Raw genomic sequence first — 16304 nt, 5'->3', positions numbered from 1 at the left:
GAACAATATGCACGCGGTAGAGTTCGATAATGTTTCGCGGCTGTACGGCGACGTACGGGCGGTGGATGGCGTCAGCATCGCCATTCGCGACGGTGAGTTTTTCTCCATGCTGGGGCCCTCCGGCTCCGGCAAAACCACCTGCCTGCGCCTGATTGCCGGGTTTGAACAGCTCTCTGGCGGCGCGATTCGCATTTTTGGTAAACCGGCCAGCGAGCTGCCGCCGTGGCAGCGCGACGTCAATACCGTTTTCCAGGATTACGCGCTGTTTCCGCATATGTCGGTGCTCGATAACGTCGCCTACGGGCTGATGGTCAAAGGGATCGGCAAAAAGGAGCGGCACGCCCGCGCGATGGAGGCGCTGGAGAGGGTCGCGCTCGCGTTTGTGCACGCGCGCAGGCCATCGCAGCTTTCCGGCGGCCAACGCCAGCGGGTGGCGATCGCCCGCGCGCTGGTAAATCAGCCGCGGGTCCTGCTGCTGGATGAGCCGCTCGGGGCGCTGGATTTAAAACTGCGTGAACAGATGCAGCTGGAGCTGAAAAAACTGCAGCAGGCGCTGGGCATCACCTTTATTTTTGTGACCCATGACCAGGGGGAAGCGCTGTCGATGTCCGATCGCGTGGCGGTGTTTAATAACGGGCGAATCGAACAGATTGATGCGCCCCAGGACCTCTATCTGCGGCCGAAAACGGCGTTTGTGGCTGGCTTTGTCGGTACCGCCAACGTGTTCAGCGGAGCACGGGCGCACAAGCTCTGCGCGATGGCGGGATCCTGGTCGCTGCGTCCGGAGCATATTCGCCTGAATGCCGCCGGCGAGATCCAGATTGCGGGCGTGGTGCAGGCGGTACAGTATCAGGGGGCCGCGACCCGAGTCGAACTCAAGCTGGCCGATGGCGGGAAGCTGTTGGTGAGCCAGGCGAACGTTGATGGTCACGCCGCGTTAAACGCGCCGCCGGTGGGGCAAACGGTGCTGGCTTCGTGGTCGCGCGCGGCGATGGTGCCGCTGGAGAGCGGGGGCTGATATGACGATGGCGATTCCGTCCGCTTCTCCCGGGCGCTTATCCGCGCTGTTTTGGCGTAAACCCTCGCTGGCCCTATTTTTGCTTCTACTTGGCCCGCTGATGTGGTTCGGCATTGTCTATCTGGGATCGTTGTTGACCCTGCTATGGCAAAGTTTCTACACCTTCGACGATTTCACCATGTCGGTGACCCAGGACCTGACGCTGGCCAATTTGCGGGCGCTGTTTAACCCGGCAAACTACGACATCATTCTCCGTACCCTGATGATGGCGCTGTCGGTAACGATCGCCAGCGCGATTCTGGCATTGCCTATGGCCTGGTATATGGCCCGCTATACCCGTGGCAAGATGAAGGCGTTTTTCTATATCGCCGTGATGCTGCCGATGTGGGCGAGCTATATCGTCAAAGCCTATGCCTGGACGCTGCTGCTGGCGAAAGATGGCGTCGCGCAGTGGTTTCTGCGCCATCTGGGGCTGGAAAGCCTGCTGAGCCTGGTGCTGACGATCCCGGCGGTAGGCGGCAATACGCTGTCGACTTCCGGTCTGGGCCGCTTTCTGGTGTTCGTCTATATCTGGCTGCCGTTTATGATCCTGCCGGTGCAGGCCGCGCTGGAGCGCCTGCCGCCGTCGCTGCTTCAGGCCTCCGCCGATCTTGGCGCCCGTCCGCGCCAGACCTTCCGCTACGTGGTGCTGCCGCTGGCGATTCCCGGCATTGCCGCGGGATCGATTTTTACCTTTTCCCTGACGCTCGGCGATTTTATCGTCCCACAGCTGGTGGGGCCGCCGGGGTTTTTTATCGGCAATATGGTCTATTCCCAGCAGGGGGCGATTGGCAATATGCCGATGGCGGCGGCCTTTACCCTCGTGCCGATCGTGCTAATTGCCCTTTATCTGGCGTTCGTGAAACGTCTGGGAGCGTTTGATGCACTCTGAACGCGCGCCGCTGCTCCTGAAGGTGGCAACCTGGGGCGGGGTGATCTTCCTGCATTTCCCGCTGCTGATTATCGCCATCTATGCGTTTAATACCGAAGACGCCGCCTTCAGCTTTCCGCCGCAGGGCCTGACGCTGCGCTGGTTTAGCGCAGCGGCGGGGCGCGGCGATATTATCGAGTCCGTGACGTTGTCACTTAAGATTGCCGCGCTTTCCACCACCATCGCGCTGGTCCTTGGCACGTTGGCTGCAGGTGCGCTGTGGCGCAGCGCGTTTTTTGGCAAGAACGCCGTGTCGTTGCTGCTGCTGTTGCCGATAGCGTTGCCGGGCATTATTACCGGACTGGCGCTGCTTACCGCCTTTAAGGCCGTCAATCTGGAGCCGGGACTGCTGACGATAGTCGTGGGCCACGCGACCTTCTGCGTCGTGGTGGTGTTTAACAACGTGATTGCCCGCTTTCGCCGGACCTCCTGGAGCTTGGTGGAAGCGTCGATGGACTTAGGCGCAACGGGCTGGCAAACCTTTCGCTACGTGGTGCTGCCCAATCTGGGTTCGGCGCTGCTGGCGGGGGGGATGCTGGCGTTTGCCCTGTCGTTTGATGAAATTATCGTTACCACCTTTACCGCCGGACACGAGCGTACGCTGCCGCTCTGGCTGCTCAATCAGCTCGGACGCCCGCGCGATGTCCCGGTCACCAACGTGGTCGCGCTGCTGGTGATGGTGGTGACGATGATTCCGATTCTGGGGGCCTGGTGGCTCACCCGTGACGGCGACATCAGCGCTGAAAACGGAAAATAAAATACCGATACAGGATAATGCTATGCAAAATAACCTTTTGATTAACGGTAAGTTAGTGGCTGGGGAAGGCGAGGCTGTGCCGGTGTTTAATCCTGCCACCGGTGAAGAGATCGTGTCGATTGCCGAAGCCACGGCGGCGCAGGTTGAGGCCGCGGTTGAGGCCGCAGACCAGGCCTTTATCAGCTGGAGCCAGACCACGCCCAGGAGCCGCGCCGAATGCCTGCTGGCGCTGGCGGACGTGATTGACGAACATGCGCAGACGCTGGCTAAGCTTGAATCGCTCAACTGCGGCAAGCCTCTGCACTGCGTGATCAACGATGAACTGCCGGCAGTCGCCGATGTGTTCCGCTTCTTTGCCGGGGCGGCGCGCTGTCTGCCGGGTATGGCGGCGGGTGAGTATCTCGAAGGCCACACCTCCATGATCCGCCGCGATCCGGTTGGCGTGGTGGCCTCCATCGCGCCGTGGAACTACCCGCTGATGATGGCGGCCTGGAAACTGGCCCCGGCGCTGGCCGCCGGCAACTGCGTGGTGATCAAACCTTCGGAGATTACCCCCTTGACCGCGCTGAAGCTGGGCGAACTGGCAAAAGAGGTTTTCCCCGCCGGGGTGCTTAACGTGCTGTTTGGCCGCGGCGCTACCGTCGGCGATCCGCTCACCGCCCATGCGAAGGTGCGCATGGTGTCGTTGACCGGTTCGATTGCCACCGGCGCGCATATTATCGGCCACACCGCGTCTTCGATTAAGCGTACCCATATGGAACTGGGCGGGAAAGCGCCGGTTATCGTCTTTGATGATGCGGATATCGACGCGGTGGTGGAGGGCGTACGAACCTTTGGTTTCTATAATGCCGGTCAGGACTGCACCGCCGCCTGCCGGATTTACGCCCAGGCCGGGATTTATGACCAGCTGGTGGAAAAACTCGGCGCCGCGGTTGCCAGCCTGAAGATGGGCCCGCCGGACGATGAGACCACCGAACTGGGGCCGCTGAGTTCGCAGGCGCATCTGGACCGGGTCAGCGCCGCCGTCGATGCCGCCCGCGCGCTGCCGCATATTCAGGTGATCGCCGGCGGCAGCAAAGCGCCCGGTAACGGCTACTACTACCAGCCGACGCTGCTGGCGGGAGCCAGGCAGGAAGATGCGATCGTCCAGCGCGAGGTCTTCGGCCCGGTCGTCAGCATCACCTCGTTTACTGATGAAGAGCAGGCGCTGAGCTGGGCCAACGATTCGCAGTATGGTCTGGCTTCGTCGGTGTGGACCCGGGATGTCGGCCGAGCGCATCGCCTTAGCGCGCGTTTGCAATATGGTTGCACCTGGGTCAACACCCATTTCATGCTGGTCAGCGAAATGCCGCACGGCGGGCAGAAGCTTTCCGGCTACGGCAAGGATATGTCGATGTACGGCCTGGAGGATTACACCACTATCCGGCACGTAATGATTAAACACGGGTAGGGCACGGTTGTGATAATTGCGGCATGGACACATTACCGTGCTAATAGTTAGCAATAGCAGAAAAAGTTAAAACGGGAGCGGGGATTTATGAGAATATTCTCATGCCCCTTCAAGAGCTAAGCCATGATGAGTGCCGGAGATAAGCGCCGGATGGGGCTGGTTTCCTTCCCCGGGGCGCGCGATGCCGCGATATGATGCTACTCATTCTCGAGCCCCTGCCACCTGCAGGGGCTTTTTGTTGTTCAGGCGCTACGGGTTTGTTACTGCGAGTTTGCCCGATGTCATGCGATCGCGTATTTATTACGTATCAAGACATCTATTTTTTGGCAAATGATAATCAGGCTAACGTTTTGTTTTTTTGCTCGGTAAACTCGCCTGGCGACGCTCGCGAACGTAGGAAAAAAGATTATAAATTGCAGCAATTAATAAAATTAACGCCACAATAAGAACGGCGATTCCGGACATGTGCCACCTCAAAAATAAATGAGTAAAAAACAAGCTTCGCATAACTTGTGATTATGAATGTATGATTTTGTGCTAAATAACGCAAATGATATTTCTTATCATTTAAAATAATCCGCAGGCTTTAGACTATCATTTTATAATATAACCTATTGATATATTAATTGTTTTTTTTGGGTCTGTTCATTTTTCAGAAATCCTTGCCGCCGCTGACCCTGCTAATAATGATGATCGCAATACGCTCTTGCGAACCTGCGCGTATAAAGAATAATGAACAATTACCCCGCGCGATGAAAAGCGCATTCGCTTTCAGCAATACCGTGTCGTGCGGCTTACGACGCATGGGGCATATTTATAGTCGGGGTTAGCCCTATTATTTGTAATGGTATTTACGGCGGCCGGGGTGATTATTATCTCCGACGGTAGCGATTTAACATTGGCGATATTTAATCGCCCATTTTCACCTTTAAGCTTAGGGTGAATGTAATTTTTTTGTTAAATTTGCGGGCATCATTACGGCTAATAAGCCGTGCGCCGGGCGTTTGACTTTCTATAGCCGCTCATGCGAACATTCGGCGCAATTTGTTGCTTCGAAGTTGATATTGTTTTGAATAAAATAGCGTGTTTTCTCTTTGTGGCCTGCGCCACGGCGATGCTTTACGGCAATTTTCCGGCCAAACAGATTATTGGCTGTGAAAAGCAGGGTGGCGCGGAATCGATCTGCATAGCGGCCGCGTGGGATAGTGAAAAAGTCGATCTGCTGCCGGCATGGAATCCCGACGTTCAAAGGCTGATGGCCGCGCAAAAGCGTACGCTTGCAGCGGAGGCGGGGTCTTTCAAATCGTAAAAAAGCAGCCTGACCAGGCTGCTTTTTTAGGTTTCGCTGCTGAGTAAAATCTTTAAAACCAACCAAAACGAACGGATAACAGGCCGATAAGCGCAAGTGCCGCGCCGACATTTATCAGAAGGACGGTTTTGCTGGAAACATCCATAACGCCACCTTTATGAATAAGCCTCTACAGTTATAGTACGCGCTTAAAGGTTGCGCTATCGGACAAAGATGAATCGGGCGTTTTTCCGAAATTAACGCTGTTGTGTGTTTTAAAATGTCATAATCTCTGACGCACTCTGGGGTGCGAAAAGGCATCGCGATATGCGTAAATGCCGGTCAGGGAAGGAAGAAGAAAAATGACTTTATACCAGAAAATGCTGGTTTTTTATGCAGTTATGGGCTGTATCTGTGCGGTAATAAGCTGGTTCTTAACCAAAGAGAGCCGCTGGATCCGCCTGCTGGCGGCGCTGCTGATTGGCGCGACCTGGCCGTTCAGTTTTCCAATGGCGCTGCTGGTCTCCCTGTTTTGATTTAAAAATCGATAGCTCACCTTTCGTTATGACTGTATAAAAAAACAGGCATAATTAAATGGAGGCTTTTCGATGAACGGTTTTTATTCTCCTCATGCTGGCGCCACCGTGCGCTGGCTCGATCTACCCGGTTACGGCGAACCCATTGTGTTTATCCACGGTCTGGGCTGTGCCTCAAGCTATGATTATCCGCGCGTTGCCGCCGACCCGGCGCTGGCCGGGCGGCGAATGATCCTTGTCGATTTACCCGGTTTCGGCTATAGCGATAAACCTGAATCCTTCAGCTACCGTATCGCCGATCAGGCCGCGGTAGTGGTCGAGCTGGTGGATCGCTTAGCCCTTGAACGCTGCTATTTATTTGGTCACAGCATGGGCGGCAGCGTCGCGATTGAAGCGGCCGGGCGCCTTGCCGGACGGGTGCGGGCGTTGCTGGTAGCCGAGCCCAATCTCTATCCCGGGGGTGGAATGTACAGCAGGTGCATCGCCGGGCAAACGGAAGAACGCTTTATTGCCCGCGGCTACGCCGAAATGCTCTCCGCCGAAACCTCGCCCTGGGCCGGCTGCCTGCAAAACAGCGCCCCCTGGGCGGTGTGGCGCGGCGCGGCCAGCCTGGTGAAGGGCGCTAATCCCTCCTGGTTCGCGCGCTTTGTCAATTTATCCTGCCCCAGAGCGCTGATATACGGAGCGTTTTCGCTGCCTGCCCGGGAGGCGACGGAGAGTGAAGCCGCCGGGATCCCGCTGCTGATGATACCGCAGGCCGGGCATTCCATGGCGTGGGAAAACCCCTCAGCGCTGGCGCGTACGCTGGCCGATTTTTACGCCGGTATTGAGGCAGAAGCCTGATTCGTGATCGCTATATACGAAAAGAAACGACATTTCATTTATTTTGATTTTTCGTTTCTTTTATTTTTGGCGAGTGCGAAATGCGAAAAATCACTATCCTGGGTATCTCGGCTTTACTCTGTACACCGCTGCTTCTGCAAGGGTGCGTGTCGCAAAATCCGCGCGGGACAGCCTCCCGCCCGCAGCTTACGGCGGCGGAAGCGGCAGCCTTCACCATGGAACGCTATTTTGCCCAAGGCGGTGCGTTGAGTGCCCCCGATGGCCCCTGGTCGCCATCGCCTGCGCGTCTCCCGCGGGCCGAAAGCGCGTGGCGCGTAGCGCCGTCGGGTGCGCCGTTCACCCGCATTCAGCAGGCGGTCAACGCGGCAATCAACCAGCACGCGGCCGGTGATGAGCGTATCTATATCCGCATTGAACCGGGTATCTATCGGGAGACGGTCTATATCCCTGAAGGGGCGCCGCCGATAACCCTCTACGGCGCCGGGGATAATCCTCAAGCGGTGAGAATAGAGCTGGCGATAGACTCGCAGTTCCCGGTATCGCGCTATCGCCAGCAGGTGAATAGCCAGCAACAGTATCGTGAAGGCGATCCGGCATGGTATCAGTATGCGCTGTGCGCCGGACGTACTGCCAGGACGATAGGCACCAACTGCGCGGCGGTGATGTGGTCGCAAAGCGCGGATTTTCAACTGCTGAACCTCAGCGTAGTCAATAGCCTGCTGGACACCGTCGACGGTGCGACCCATCAGGGCGTGGCGCTGCGGACGGATGGCGATCGGGTGCAGCTGGAGAACGTCCGTCTGCTGGGACGCCAGGATACGCTCTATGTCAATACCAGCAATCGGCGCAATGAGGCGGTGACCGACCGTATCAGCCGGGTATATGTCAAAGACAGCTACGTAGAAGGCGATGTGGACTATGTTTTTGGCCGGGCAAACGTGGTTTTTGATAATGTCCATTTTCACACCGTCTCAACGCGCCGCTCGCCCGAAGCTTACGTGCTTGCGCCGAATACGTTGCCGGATAACCCGTGTGGATTTTTGGTGATCAACAGCCGTTTTACCGGCGATAGCGGCTATCGGGGCGGCTTCAAGGCGAAGCTGGGCCGCGCCTGGGATCAGGGGGCGGGCAAGACCGGCTATTTACCCGGAAAAACCGCTAACGGTCAGGCGCTTATCGCCAACAGTACTATCGATCAAAGCTACGATCGGCTTTCCCCCTGGGGCGCTGCGGCCACCACCTCCCGGCCGTTCCGCGGCAATCCCGCCGCAGAACGTCAGCTTGATGATGTTGCCTTCAATCGCCTGTGGGAATTCAATAACCACTGGCAGCCCTGAGGCTTAAAACGGTAGCTCGCGCGGGACCGTTTGCAGCGTTATCCAGCGTAGCTCGGTAAACTCCGCCACCCCCGTGCGTCCGCCAAAGCGGCCGTAGCCCGACGATTTGCAGCCGCCAAACGGCATTTGCGCCTCATCATGCACGGTGGGGCCGTTAATGTGGCAAATGCCGGTTTGCAGATTTTGCGCCAGGTTCCACGCCCGGGCGCTGTCCCGGCTGTAGATCGCCGACGAGAGGCCATATTCGCTTTCATTGGCGACGGCCAGCGCTTCGGCTTCATCCTGAACGCGAATAATCGATTTCACCGGGCCAAAGGACTCCTCATGCCAGATGCGCATCTCGCGGGTGACGCCATCGAGCAGGGTGGCGCGCATCTGCGTTGAGTCGGACATGCCGCCTGCGAGCAGGCGCGCGCCTTTCGCCAGCGCGTCCTCTATTAGCGCGTTGCAGCGGGCGACGGTTCTCATCTCCACCACCGGACCGAGAAGGCTGGCGGGCAGGGCGGCGGCTCGTTTGGCCAGCAGCGCCACGAACGGTTCCGCGACGGCGGCATCGACGATGATGCGCTCGGTTGACATGCAGATTTGCCCGGCGTTGGCGAAGGCGCCAAAAATTGCCCCTGCCGCGGCCTGTTCGAGGTCAGCGTCATCCAGCACCAGCAGCGGCGCTTTGCCGCCCAGTTCCAGTACCGCGGGTTTCAGATGTTCACCGCAGGTGCGGGCGATTATCCGCCCCACCGGCGTCGAACCGGTGAAATTGATGCGGCGTACGGCGGGGTGGGCGATCAGGGACTCCACCAGCGCAGGCGCGTCGGCGGGGGGACAGGTCAGATAATTGACCACCCCGGCGGGAAAGCCTGCCGCTGCCAGGGCATCGATGATCAACCCCTGGGTTGCCGGAGACAGCTCCGCGCCTTTGAGGATAACCGTATTTCCACAAGCCAGCGGCGTGGCGATAGCGCGGGTCGCCAGGATTAATGGCGCGTTCCACGGCGCCATGCCGAGCACGACTCCCGCGCCCTGGCGGATGCCCAGCGCCAGATTTCCCGGCACGTTGGAGGGGATCACCTGGCCCTCGATTTGCGTGGTCAGCGCGGCGGCTTCACGCAGAATATCGGCGGCCAGGTGGACGTTAAAACCGGCCCAGTGCGCGGTGGCCCCCGTTTCTGCCGCCATCGCGGCAATAAACTTCGCCTCGCGGCGCAGCATCTCTTCTGCGGCTTCCAGCAGCAGGCGTCGGCGTTCGGCGGGGACCGTGTCGCGCCACTGCGGGAACGCCGCGCCCGCGGTATCGGCGCAGCGACGAGCGTCCGCCAGGCTGGCGGCGCTGGCAACGGAGGCGGTCTCTTGCGTCAGCGGATTGTTGCGGGTAAAGGTGGCGCGGCCTTCGGCATCGTGCCACTGGCCGTTGGTGTACAGGCTGCAGGTTATGGTCATTGTTATCTTCTCCTGACGTTACGATTTGCCGAGTGTACCGGGTGGCGCGGGAGCGCGATGCCGGCGGGGCGGTTATCGCCCGCTTTTTTCGTAACCTTCCGCACGCTTCACATTTATTGCTGGATTCAATGACGTCAAACGAGCGGATGTAGAATTAATCGGCGAAAACGCGGTTTTTAGCATAACCTGATAGCAATTGATTATTTGCCGGTTGAATCCTCCTGTGCTGTTATTAAAGCACTTATAACAAATTCATAAGGTTTATAACCATGTCTACAGGGAAAACGCTGCTTGCGCTGGCGTTGAGCGCACTCTTTCCGGCGGCCAGCGCCTGGGCGGCGGGAAACGATACGCTGGTCTACTGCTCCGAAGCTTCGCCGGAATCTTTCAACCCGCAGATTGCCAGTTCGGGCCCATCGTTCGTCGCCAGTTCTCAGGTGCTTTATAACCGCCTGATAAACTTCGATCCGGTGAAAAACACGCCAATTCCTTCGCTGGCGACCGAATGGAGCGTCTCGCCGGACGGCAAAACCTGGACTTTCACCCTGCGTAAGGGCGTGCAGTTCAACAGCAACAAATTCTTTAAGCCGACCCGCGATTTCAACGCCGATGACGTGCTGTTCTCGGTGCTGAGGCAGAAAGATGCCAACCATCCGTACCATAATGTTTCTCAGGGGCATTACGAATACTTTCATGACGTTGGGCTGGATAAGCTGATCAAAGAGGTTAAAAAGCTCGATGATTACCACGTCCAGTTTGTGCTGAGCGAACCCAACGCGGCGTTCCTCGCCGACTGGGGCATGGATTTTGCGTCGATACTCTCCTCTGAATATGCTGATGCGATGCTGAAAAAAGGGACGCCGGAGTATGTCGATACCTGGCCTGTCGGCACCGGACCTTATGCGCTGCAGCAATATAAAGCGGATTCGCAGATCCGCTATATCGCCAATCCGCACTACTGGGACGGTGAAGTGCCGACCAAACACCTGATCTTCTCGATCACGCCAAACGTTGAGACGCGGCTGGCGAAGCTGCAAACCAATGAGTGCCAGATTATTCCCGCGCCGTCGCCGGTACAGTTCCCGGTGATTAAGGGCAATAAAGATCTGGCGTTGCATTCGGTAGAAGCGCTCAACGTTGGTTATCTGGCGTTTAATACCGAGAAAAAGCCGTTTGATAATGTTCTGGTGCGTCAGGCGCTGAACTACGCGACCGACAAGCAGGCGATCGTGAAAGCGGTGTTCCTCGACTCCGGCAGCGTCGCGAAATCACCGATCCCCGCCAATATGCTCGGCTATAAGAAAGATCTACCGGACTACGACTACGATCCGCAAAAAGCGAAAGACCTGCTTAAGCAGGCCGGACTGGAGAAGGGGGCCGAAGTGACCCTGTGGTCGATGCCGGTGCAGCGTCCCTATAACCCCAATTCGCGCCGTATTGCCGAGATGATCCAGAATGACTGGAGCAAGGTCGGGATTAAAGCCAAAATCGTCACCTATGAGTGGGGGGAATATCTCGCCGGAATGCGTAAAGGCGAGCACGACAGCGCGCTGTTTGGCTGGATGTCCGATAACGGCGATCCGGATAACTTCGCCGGCACCCTGCTAAGCTGCGATAACATCAAAACCGGTTCTAACGTTGCCCGCTGGTGCGATAAGTCCTACGATGCGCTGGTGAAAAAGGCTATCCTGGTCAGCGATCCGCAGGCGCGCGCTAAGCTATACGGCGAGGCGCAGACGATTTTTCAGCAGCAGGCCCCCTGGATCACCCTGGCGACCGGGAAGACCTTCTACGCGACGCGCAGCAACGTCAGCGGCTACAGCGTGAGCCTGATGGGCAGCGATTTTTCCAAAGTTAAACTCAACTAAGCCGCAAGGAGAAAACATGTCGCATCTGGATGAGGTCGTCGCCCGCGTGGACGCCGCGATTGCCGAAAGCGTCATTACCCATATGAATGAATTGCTGATCGCGCTGAGCGATGACGCGGAGCTGGGGCGGGAAGAGCGCTACGTTCAGCAGCAGCGTTTGCGGACCGCCATCGCCCACCATGGCCGCCAGCAGCATGAGGAGCAGGAAGCGCGCCGCGAGCAGCTAACCCGCGGCGGCGAAATTCATTAGTCAAGCCGTTAGAACTGGCGTCTGGCCACCAGCCAGGCGCCGACCACCAGCATCACCGCGCCACAGAGCGGGCCAATCAGCGCGCGAAGCGGGACGTGGTGCGCACGAATCAGATCCATCACTAACCCCCCCGCCAGCTGGCTGGCAATCAATACCGCAATGGTGGTTGCCGCTCCGACGTTCTGATAGCCGCTGATGCTGGCGAAGACAAAGAACGAGCCTAGCAAACCGGGAATGAGCGTCCACCACTTTACGCTAACCGCCAGCTCCTGAAACCCCGCCGCGCCGTGCTTAAGCAGCAGGATGGTCACGAAAATCACGATGCCGACTAGCGAGTTAAGCAGCATGGCGATCAGAATGGTCGATGCGGACTGGGTAATGCGCACCATCAGCGTGTTTTGCAGCACCAGCCCGACGCCAGCGGCAACTAAACAGGCGAGGGTTAGCGTTTGATTCATGCGCTACCGTCCGGATCGCGGCGATCGTCAAGCTGCAGCTGCATAAAGGTCAGATCCAGCCAGCGGCCAAATTTGGTGCCAACCTGCGGCATTTGCCCGGTGGTGATAAAGCCCAGGGTATCATGCAGATGCAGTGAAGCCTGATTTTGCGCCTCAATACCGGCAACCATAACGTGCTTATTCAACCGCTTAGCCTCGGCGATGAGGGCGACCAGCAGACGGCGGCCCAGCCCTTGGCCCTGATGATCGGGGTGAACATAGACGGAATGCTCGACGGTGTGGCGAAAGCCGTCAAAGGCGCGCCAGTCGCCGAAGGAGGAATAACCGGTAATTACGCCGTTTTCTTCGCTGACCAGCACCGGATAGCCGACGAGCTGTCGGGCCTCAAACCAGGCAATACGGTTGTCGGTATCGACGGTATTGTCGTTCCAGATAGCGGCGGTATGCAGTACCGCATGGTTGTAGATTTCAGCGATTGCCGCGCAATCGTCTTTGCTGGCATGGCGGATGGTCATGGTAACCCTCAAGGCTTGTACACTATAGTAGTACGATATTATTACAATAATGTACGCAAGGCTGTCACCTGTTTTAGGTAGAAATTTTTATCCTCGGCTGACCGGCGTCGGATACGCGATTTCTTTTCATTTATTGCCGTAACGCCGTTTACATTAACGGATCGAATGACTCTCCGTGTTTGCCCGGCCGATTATTACGCCGGGCTTTTTCATTTTCATTCCCGGTGCCGGGCGTCTGGTTGTGCAAACAGGCGGGCTACACTATAGTATTACGCTATGAATACTATAGAAGACAATCTTAACCAGCGCATCAGCGCACGTATCCGAATCGAGCGGGAATCCCGCGGCTGGTCGCTCAGCGAACTGGCGGAGCGGGCGGGGGCGTCGCGGGCGATGATCCACAAGATCGAGCGCGGCGAAAGCAGCCCGACGGCATCGATGCTGGGACGGTTATCCGGCGCTTTCGGCATTAGCATGTCGACGCTGATCGCCAGGGCGGAGATGCAGGAAGGCAAGCTGCTGCGCTTTGCCCATCAGCCGGTGTGGCGCGACCCGCAGAGCCACTATCTGCGGCGGCACGTTTCGCCGCGTAGCGACCTGCCAATCGACCTGGTGCAGGTGGAGCTTCCGGCGGGCAGCGATGTGCCGATGCCTGCGTCATCCTACGCCCAGGCCCGGCAGCTGATCTGGCTACAGCAGGGCGAGCTGGTGTTTATCGAAGGCAACGCGCGACACGAGATGCGGGCGGGGGACTGCCTGGAGCTCGGGCCGCCTAACGACTGCCGCTTTATTAATGAAACCACGCAGCCCTGCGTCTATCTGGTCGTCCGACTCAATCAATCTGCCTCATAATGTCAATGCGCGCTGCCGGGAAAGCAGCTAGCCTCAATACAGACTTGTCAAAAGAGGAGTGTGTTATGGCTTTCAATCCGCAACGCCACCGCCGCTGGCTGCTGGCATCGCGTCCGCACGGCGAGCCAACCGGGGAGAACTTCCGCCTGGAAGAGGGCGAGGTCGCGTCTCCCGGGCCGGGGCAGCTGCTGCTGCGCACCGTCTTTCTGTCATTGGATCCCTATATGCGCGGGCGGATGAGCGACGCGCCTTCCTATTCGCCGCCTGTCGCCATTGGCGCGGTGATGGTCGGCGGCACCGTGAGCCGCGTGGTGACATCGAACCACGCCGATTTTCAGCCCGGCGACTGGGTGCTGGGCTACGGCGGCTGGCAGGATTATGAACTTTCCGACGGCAGCGGGCTGGTGAAATTAGGCGACAGTCCTGAACACCCTTCGTGGGCGCTGGGGATCCTCGGCATGCCCGGCTTTACCGCCTATATGGGGCTGCTGGATATTGGTCAGCCGAAAGCGGGCGAGACGCTGGTGGTCGCCGCCGCCACCGGGCCGGTTGGCGCAACGGTCGGACAGATCGCGAAGCTGAAAGGCTGCCGCACGGTGGGCATCGCCGGCGGCAGCGAGAAGTGCCGCTATGCGGTAGAAACTCTCGGCTTCGACGTCTGTGTCGATCACCGCGCGCCCGATTTCGCCGTCAAACTGCTTGAAGCCTGCCCGCAGGGGATCGATATCTACTATGAGAACGTCGGCGGGAAAGTATTCGATGAAGTTCTGCCGTTGCTGAATACCTCGGCCCGCGTGCCGGTTTGCGGCCTGGTCAGCGGCTACAACGCCACCGCGCTGCCCGACGGCCCGGATCGCTTGCCGCTGCTGATGGCGACGATCCTCAAAAAACGCATCCGCATGCAGGGCTTTATTATCGGCCAGGATTACGGTCACCGGATTGCCGAGTTCCAGCAGGAGATGGGGCGCTGGGTGCAGGCAGGGAAAATCAAATACCGCGAGCAGGTCGTTGACGGCCTGGAGAACGCGCCGCAGGCGCTCATCGGTCTGCTGAAGGGCGAGAACTTCGGTAAGGTGGTGGTTCGCGTCTCTCCGGACGAGTAACCGCTTACCCGGCAGGCGTCGCGCCTGCCGGGTTTTATGATGATTTACGCGTAAAACGCCAGCCGCTCGGCCAGCAGGTCAACAAACGCCTGGCGATCGACATCGAGCATCACCGTAGCGTTCGGCTGCTTACCGGTCAGATTGTAAAAATCGACGACCGTCATCCCCTGAGTATATTTCCCCTGCGTTTCCACGCCGACCCAGCGTTCAACGGTGGTAAACATCTCCGGCTTCAGCAGCCAGGCAATGGTGCACGGGTCGTGCAGCGGCGCGCCGACAAAGCCCCATTTCTCATCCTTGTGGTACTCAAGAAAGAAGTCGAGCAGTTCGGCGACGATGGTGGATATCGGGTTGCCGATACGGCGGAAACGCTCGATATCCTCAACGTGGATTTGCGCTTTATGGGTGACGTCTAACCCGGCCATCACCACCGGAAGGCCGGACTGGAAAACGATCTCCGCGGCTTCCGGGTCGACGTAGATATTAAACTCGACCGCCGGCTGCCAGTTCCCCAGCACCATTGCGCCGCCCATAATCACAATACGCTCGATTTTGGCATGCAGTTCCGGATGGCTGTTGAGCAGCAGGGCGACGTTGGTTTGCGGGCCGGTGGCAACGATCGTGACCGGTTCGACGCTGTCGCGCAGGATGTTGGCCATCAGCTCGACGGCGGTGCAGCTTTGCGCGGCAAAGCCCGGCTCCGGCAGCGCCGGGCCGTCAAGACCGCTCTCGCCATGCACGTTGTCGGCGATAATCAGCTCCCGCATTAGCGGCTTAAGCGCGCCGCCGGCGACCGGGATATCCGGGCGTTTAAGCAGGGTGAGCATGCGCAGTACGTTACGCAGCGTTTTGTCCGGGGTCTGGTTTCCCGCGGAGGACGTCACGGCTTTTACATCGAGTTCGGGTGAGGCGAGGGCAAGAACGAGGGCAATCGCGTCATCATGACCCGGATCGCAATCGATAATGACTGGCAGTGCCATGGCAGCTCCTTGTTGGCGTTATTTTGTGACAAGGGTAACGCCGCAAAGCGCCATAGACGAGGCTCAACGCAGAATAGTGTGATGGCGTGCACGATTGAGCGCGACATAACGCGACGCTTGCCAACATAGCTGCTTGATCTGTGCGCAATCAGGAGCTAGCCATGCGGTGGCGCAAGAAGTCGCTTCCCGCGGAGGCCTATAATGATAAAACGACGCAACCATACAAATATTAATGGTTTGCTTTCCGCCAACGGATTCTTATTCTAAAGAAAACTCCAGGAGATAATCGCAATGAAAGATGTGGTAGATAAATGCAGTACCAAAGGCTGTGCCATCGACGTAGGCTCGATTATTGATAATGAGGACTGCGTCTGGCGGGTTGAGAAAAACTTCGCCAGCCGCGAAGAGGCCGAGTCCACCATCGCGGCGGTCCGCGAACGTGCCCTGGCCGCCGCGCCCGCCAGCGAGCCGCCGCAGGTCGATTATACCATCGCGCCCGCCGGTGATGAGGCAAAGCTTGAGGCTTCCATTGCCTTCTCCTGCCAGGCGGAAAAGATCATTTTCGAATTGTCGTTAAGAAACGTTATTTAACGTAGCGAGCGCCCACGGCTAACCCTCAACAGGATCCTGCGTGCGATCCCG

The 16304-nt window shown here is 58.2% G+C and carries 19 protein-coding genes; 13 read left to right on the top strand and 6 right to left on the bottom strand.

The window, feature by feature from the left end; genetic code table 11:
- The first annotated feature begins 7 nt into the window (after window positions 1–7).
- From GUC22_RS13940 to patD, 4 genes are read left to right on the top strand one after another with little or no spacing between them, the layout of a single operon-like run.
- Window positions 8–1018, top strand: coding sequence for an ABC transporter ATP-binding protein (locus tag GUC22_RS13940; protein WP_154933242.1), 1011 nt, complete (start codon window positions 8–10; stop codon window positions 1016–1018).
- Window position 1019: 1 nt separating this feature from the next.
- Window positions 1020–1949 carry an ABC transporter permease gene (locus GUC22_RS13935; protein ID WP_004120810.1) on the top strand — a complete coding sequence of 310 codons (930 nt, stop codon included), beginning with the start codon at window positions 1020–1022 and terminating at the stop codon, window positions 1947–1949.
- Window positions 1939–2745 carry an ABC transporter permease gene (locus GUC22_RS13930; RefSeq protein WP_154933244.1) on the top strand — a complete coding sequence of 269 codons (807 nt, stop codon included), beginning with the start codon at window positions 1939–1941 and terminating at the stop codon, window positions 2743–2745. The genes GUC22_RS13935 and GUC22_RS13930 overlap by 11 nt, the downstream gene beginning before the upstream one ends.
- A gap of 22 nt (window positions 2746–2767) precedes the next feature.
- Window positions 2768–4195 carry an aminobutyraldehyde dehydrogenase gene (patD, locus tag GUC22_RS13925; protein WP_098363531.1) on the top strand — a complete coding sequence of 476 codons (1428 nt, stop codon included), beginning with the start codon at window positions 2768–2770 and terminating at the stop codon, window positions 4193–4195.
- A 342-nt stretch (window positions 4196–4537) separates the two neighbouring features.
- On the opposite strand, the gene GUC22_RS13920 is transcribed toward patD, so the two are convergent.
- Complete coding sequence (locus GUC22_RS13920) at window positions 4538–4660, bottom strand: small membrane protein (RefSeq protein WP_004138919.1); 123 nt, start codon at window positions 4658–4660, stop codon at window positions 4538–4540.
- Between the two features lie 559 nt (window positions 4661–5219).
- On the opposite strand from GUC22_RS13920, the gene GUC22_RS13915 reads away from it, so the two are divergent.
- Entirely contained in the window at window positions 5220–5504 is a 285-nt protein-coding gene (locus tag GUC22_RS13915) for a hypothetical protein (RefSeq protein WP_049085600.1), read from the top strand.
- A 52-nt stretch (window positions 5505–5556) separates the two neighbouring features.
- Here GUC22_RS13915 and yncL read toward each other — a convergent pair whose 3' ends face one another.
- On the bottom strand, window positions 5557–5649 hold the full coding sequence (yncL, locus tag GUC22_RS13910) for a stress response membrane protein YncL (protein ID WP_004101822.1): 93 nt from the start codon (window positions 5647–5649) through the stop codon (window positions 5557–5559).
- 196 nt (window positions 5650–5845) lie between these two features.
- On the opposite strand from yncL, the gene GUC22_RS13905 reads away from it, so the two are divergent.
- From GUC22_RS13905 to GUC22_RS13895, 3 genes are all read left to right on the top strand, one after another.
- Entirely contained in the window at window positions 5846–6019 is a 174-nt protein-coding gene (locus GUC22_RS13905; RefSeq protein WP_004101823.1) for a GhoT/OrtT family toxin, read from the top strand.
- Between the two features lie 72 nt (window positions 6020–6091).
- On the top strand, window positions 6092–6862 hold the full coding sequence (locus tag GUC22_RS13900; protein ID WP_049131562.1) for an alpha/beta fold hydrolase: 771 nt from the start codon (window positions 6092–6094) through the stop codon (window positions 6860–6862).
- Window positions 6863–6942: 80 nt separating this feature from the next.
- A complete protein-coding gene (locus GUC22_RS13895) occupies window positions 6943–8199 on the top strand; it encodes a putative acyl-CoA thioester hydrolase (protein ID WP_024358264.1) in 1257 nt (418 codons plus the stop codon).
- Between the two features lie 3 nt (window positions 8200–8202).
- Here the strand turns inward: GUC22_RS13895 and GUC22_RS13890 are convergent, their stop codons facing one another.
- Complete coding sequence (locus GUC22_RS13890) at window positions 8203–9636, bottom strand: aldehyde dehydrogenase (protein ID WP_160183584.1); 1434 nt, start codon at window positions 9634–9636, stop codon at window positions 8203–8205.
- Window positions 9637–9905: 269 nt separating this feature from the next.
- On the opposite strand from GUC22_RS13890, the gene GUC22_RS13885 reads away from it, so the two are divergent.
- Both GUC22_RS13885 and GUC22_RS13880 read left to right on the top strand, forming a co-directional pair.
- Window positions 9906–11504 (top strand): ABC transporter substrate-binding protein, encoded by a 1599-nt coding sequence (locus GUC22_RS13885; RefSeq protein WP_049086504.1) that lies wholly within the window; start codon window positions 9906–9908, stop codon window positions 11502–11504.
- Between the two features lie 16 nt (window positions 11505–11520).
- Window positions 11521–11754, top strand: coding sequence for a YdcY family protein (locus GUC22_RS13880; RefSeq protein WP_004120770.1), 234 nt, complete (start codon window positions 11521–11523; stop codon window positions 11752–11754).
- Between the two features lie 8 nt (window positions 11755–11762).
- Here the strand turns inward: GUC22_RS13880 and GUC22_RS13875 are convergent, their stop codons facing one another.
- Together GUC22_RS13875 and GUC22_RS13870 are read right to left on the bottom strand one after the other, a co-directional pair.
- Complete coding sequence (locus GUC22_RS13875; RefSeq protein ID WP_004138908.1) at window positions 11763–12212, bottom strand: DMT family transporter; 450 nt, start codon at window positions 12210–12212, stop codon at window positions 11763–11765.
- Window positions 12209–12727: a GNAT family N-acetyltransferase gene (locus GUC22_RS13870; protein WP_004138905.1), complete on the bottom strand. Its 519-nt coding sequence runs from the start codon at window positions 12725–12727 to the stop codon at window positions 12209–12211. Before GUC22_RS13870 ends, GUC22_RS13875 begins: the two co-directional genes overlap by 4 nt.
- A gap of 276 nt (window positions 12728–13003) precedes the next feature.
- Between GUC22_RS13870 and GUC22_RS13865 the strand changes: the two genes are divergently transcribed.
- Both GUC22_RS13865 and GUC22_RS13860 read left to right on the top strand, forming a co-directional pair.
- Window positions 13004–13579: a helix-turn-helix domain-containing protein gene (locus GUC22_RS13865; RefSeq protein WP_004138903.1), complete on the top strand. Its 576-nt coding sequence runs from the start codon at window positions 13004–13006 to the stop codon at window positions 13577–13579.
- A 65-nt stretch (window positions 13580–13644) separates the two neighbouring features.
- Entirely contained in the window at window positions 13645–14682 is a 1038-nt protein-coding gene (locus GUC22_RS13860) for an NADP-dependent oxidoreductase (RefSeq protein ID WP_024358261.1), read from the top strand.
- Between the two features lie 44 nt (window positions 14683–14726).
- Here the strand turns inward: GUC22_RS13860 and rihA are convergent, their stop codons facing one another.
- Entirely contained in the window at window positions 14727–15662 is a 936-nt protein-coding gene (gene rihA / locus GUC22_RS13855) for a pyrimidine-specific ribonucleoside hydrolase RihA (RefSeq protein ID WP_024358260.1), read from the bottom strand.
- Between the two features lie 291 nt (window positions 15663–15953).
- On the opposite strand from rihA, the gene GUC22_RS13850 reads away from it, so the two are divergent.
- Entirely contained in the window at window positions 15954–16253 is a 300-nt protein-coding gene (locus GUC22_RS13850) for a DUF406 domain-containing protein (protein ID WP_004138889.1), read from the top strand.
- The last annotated feature ends 51 nt before the right edge of the window (window positions 16254–16304 follow it).

The sequence above is a fragment of the Klebsiella sp. MPUS7 genome, from assembly GCF_009905335.1.
Classification (GTDB): domain Bacteria; phylum Pseudomonadota; class Gammaproteobacteria; order Enterobacterales; family Enterobacteriaceae; genus Klebsiella; species Klebsiella grimontii.
The sequence above is the reverse complement of the archived record's forward strand: the minus strand, read 5'-3'. Positions and strand labels throughout refer to the sequence as shown.

What these genes read in the sequence shown, in the direction of transcription:
- GUC22_RS13940 (WP_154933242.1), top strand. Translation starts at nt 8, where the DNA reads ATGCACGCGGTAGAGTTCGATAATGTTTCGCGGCTGTACGGCGACGTA.
- GUC22_RS13935 (WP_004120810.1), top strand. Translation starts at nt 1,020, where the DNA reads ATGACGATGGCGATTCCGTCCGCTTCTCCCGGGCGCTTATCCGCGCTG.
- GUC22_RS13930 (WP_154933244.1), top strand. Translation starts at nt 1,939, where the DNA reads ATGCACTCTGAACGCGCGCCGCTGCTCCTGAAGGTGGCAACCTGGGGC.
- patD (WP_098363531.1), top strand. Translation starts at nt 2,768, where the DNA reads ATGCAAAATAACCTTTTGATTAACGGTAAGTTAGTGGCTGGGGAAGGC.
- GUC22_RS13920 (WP_004138919.1), bottom strand. Translation starts at nt 4,660, where the DNA reads ATGTCCGGAATCGCCGTTCTTATTGTGGCGTTAATTTTATTAATTGCT.
- GUC22_RS13915 (WP_049085600.1), top strand. Translation starts at nt 5,220, where the DNA reads ATGCGAACATTCGGCGCAATTTGTTGCTTCGAAGTTGATATTGTTTTG.
- yncL (WP_004101822.1), bottom strand. Translation starts at nt 5,649, where the DNA reads ATGGATGTTTCCAGCAAAACCGTCCTTCTGATAAATGTCGGCGCGGCA.
- GUC22_RS13905 (WP_004101823.1), top strand. Translation starts at nt 5,846, where the DNA reads ATGACTTTATACCAGAAAATGCTGGTTTTTTATGCAGTTATGGGCTGT.
- GUC22_RS13900 (WP_049131562.1), top strand. Translation starts at nt 6,092, where the DNA reads ATGAACGGTTTTTATTCTCCTCATGCTGGCGCCACCGTGCGCTGGCTC.
- GUC22_RS13895 (WP_024358264.1), top strand. Translation starts at nt 6,943, where the DNA reads ATGCGAAAAATCACTATCCTGGGTATCTCGGCTTTACTCTGTACACCG.
- GUC22_RS13890 (WP_160183584.1), bottom strand. Translation starts at nt 9,636, where the DNA reads ATGACCATAACCTGCAGCCTGTACACCAACGGCCAGTGGCACGATGCC.
- GUC22_RS13885 (WP_049086504.1), top strand. Translation starts at nt 9,906, where the DNA reads ATGTCTACAGGGAAAACGCTGCTTGCGCTGGCGTTGAGCGCACTCTTT.
- GUC22_RS13880 (WP_004120770.1), top strand. Translation starts at nt 11,521, where the DNA reads ATGTCGCATCTGGATGAGGTCGTCGCCCGCGTGGACGCCGCGATTGCC.
- GUC22_RS13875 (WP_004138908.1), bottom strand. Translation starts at nt 12,212, where the DNA reads ATGAATCAAACGCTAACCCTCGCCTGTTTAGTTGCCGCTGGCGTCGGG.
- GUC22_RS13870 (WP_004138905.1), bottom strand. Translation starts at nt 12,727, where the DNA reads ATGACCATCCGCCATGCCAGCAAAGACGATTGCGCGGCAATCGCTGAA.
- GUC22_RS13865 (WP_004138903.1), top strand. Translation starts at nt 13,004, where the DNA reads ATGAATACTATAGAAGACAATCTTAACCAGCGCATCAGCGCACGTATC.
- GUC22_RS13860 (WP_024358261.1), top strand. Translation starts at nt 13,645, where the DNA reads ATGGCTTTCAATCCGCAACGCCACCGCCGCTGGCTGCTGGCATCGCGT.
- rihA (WP_024358260.1), bottom strand. Translation starts at nt 15,662, where the DNA reads ATGGCACTGCCAGTCATTATCGATTGCGATCCGGGTCATGATGACGCG.
- GUC22_RS13850 (WP_004138889.1), top strand. Translation starts at nt 15,954, where the DNA reads ATGAAAGATGTGGTAGATAAATGCAGTACCAAAGGCTGTGCCATCGAC.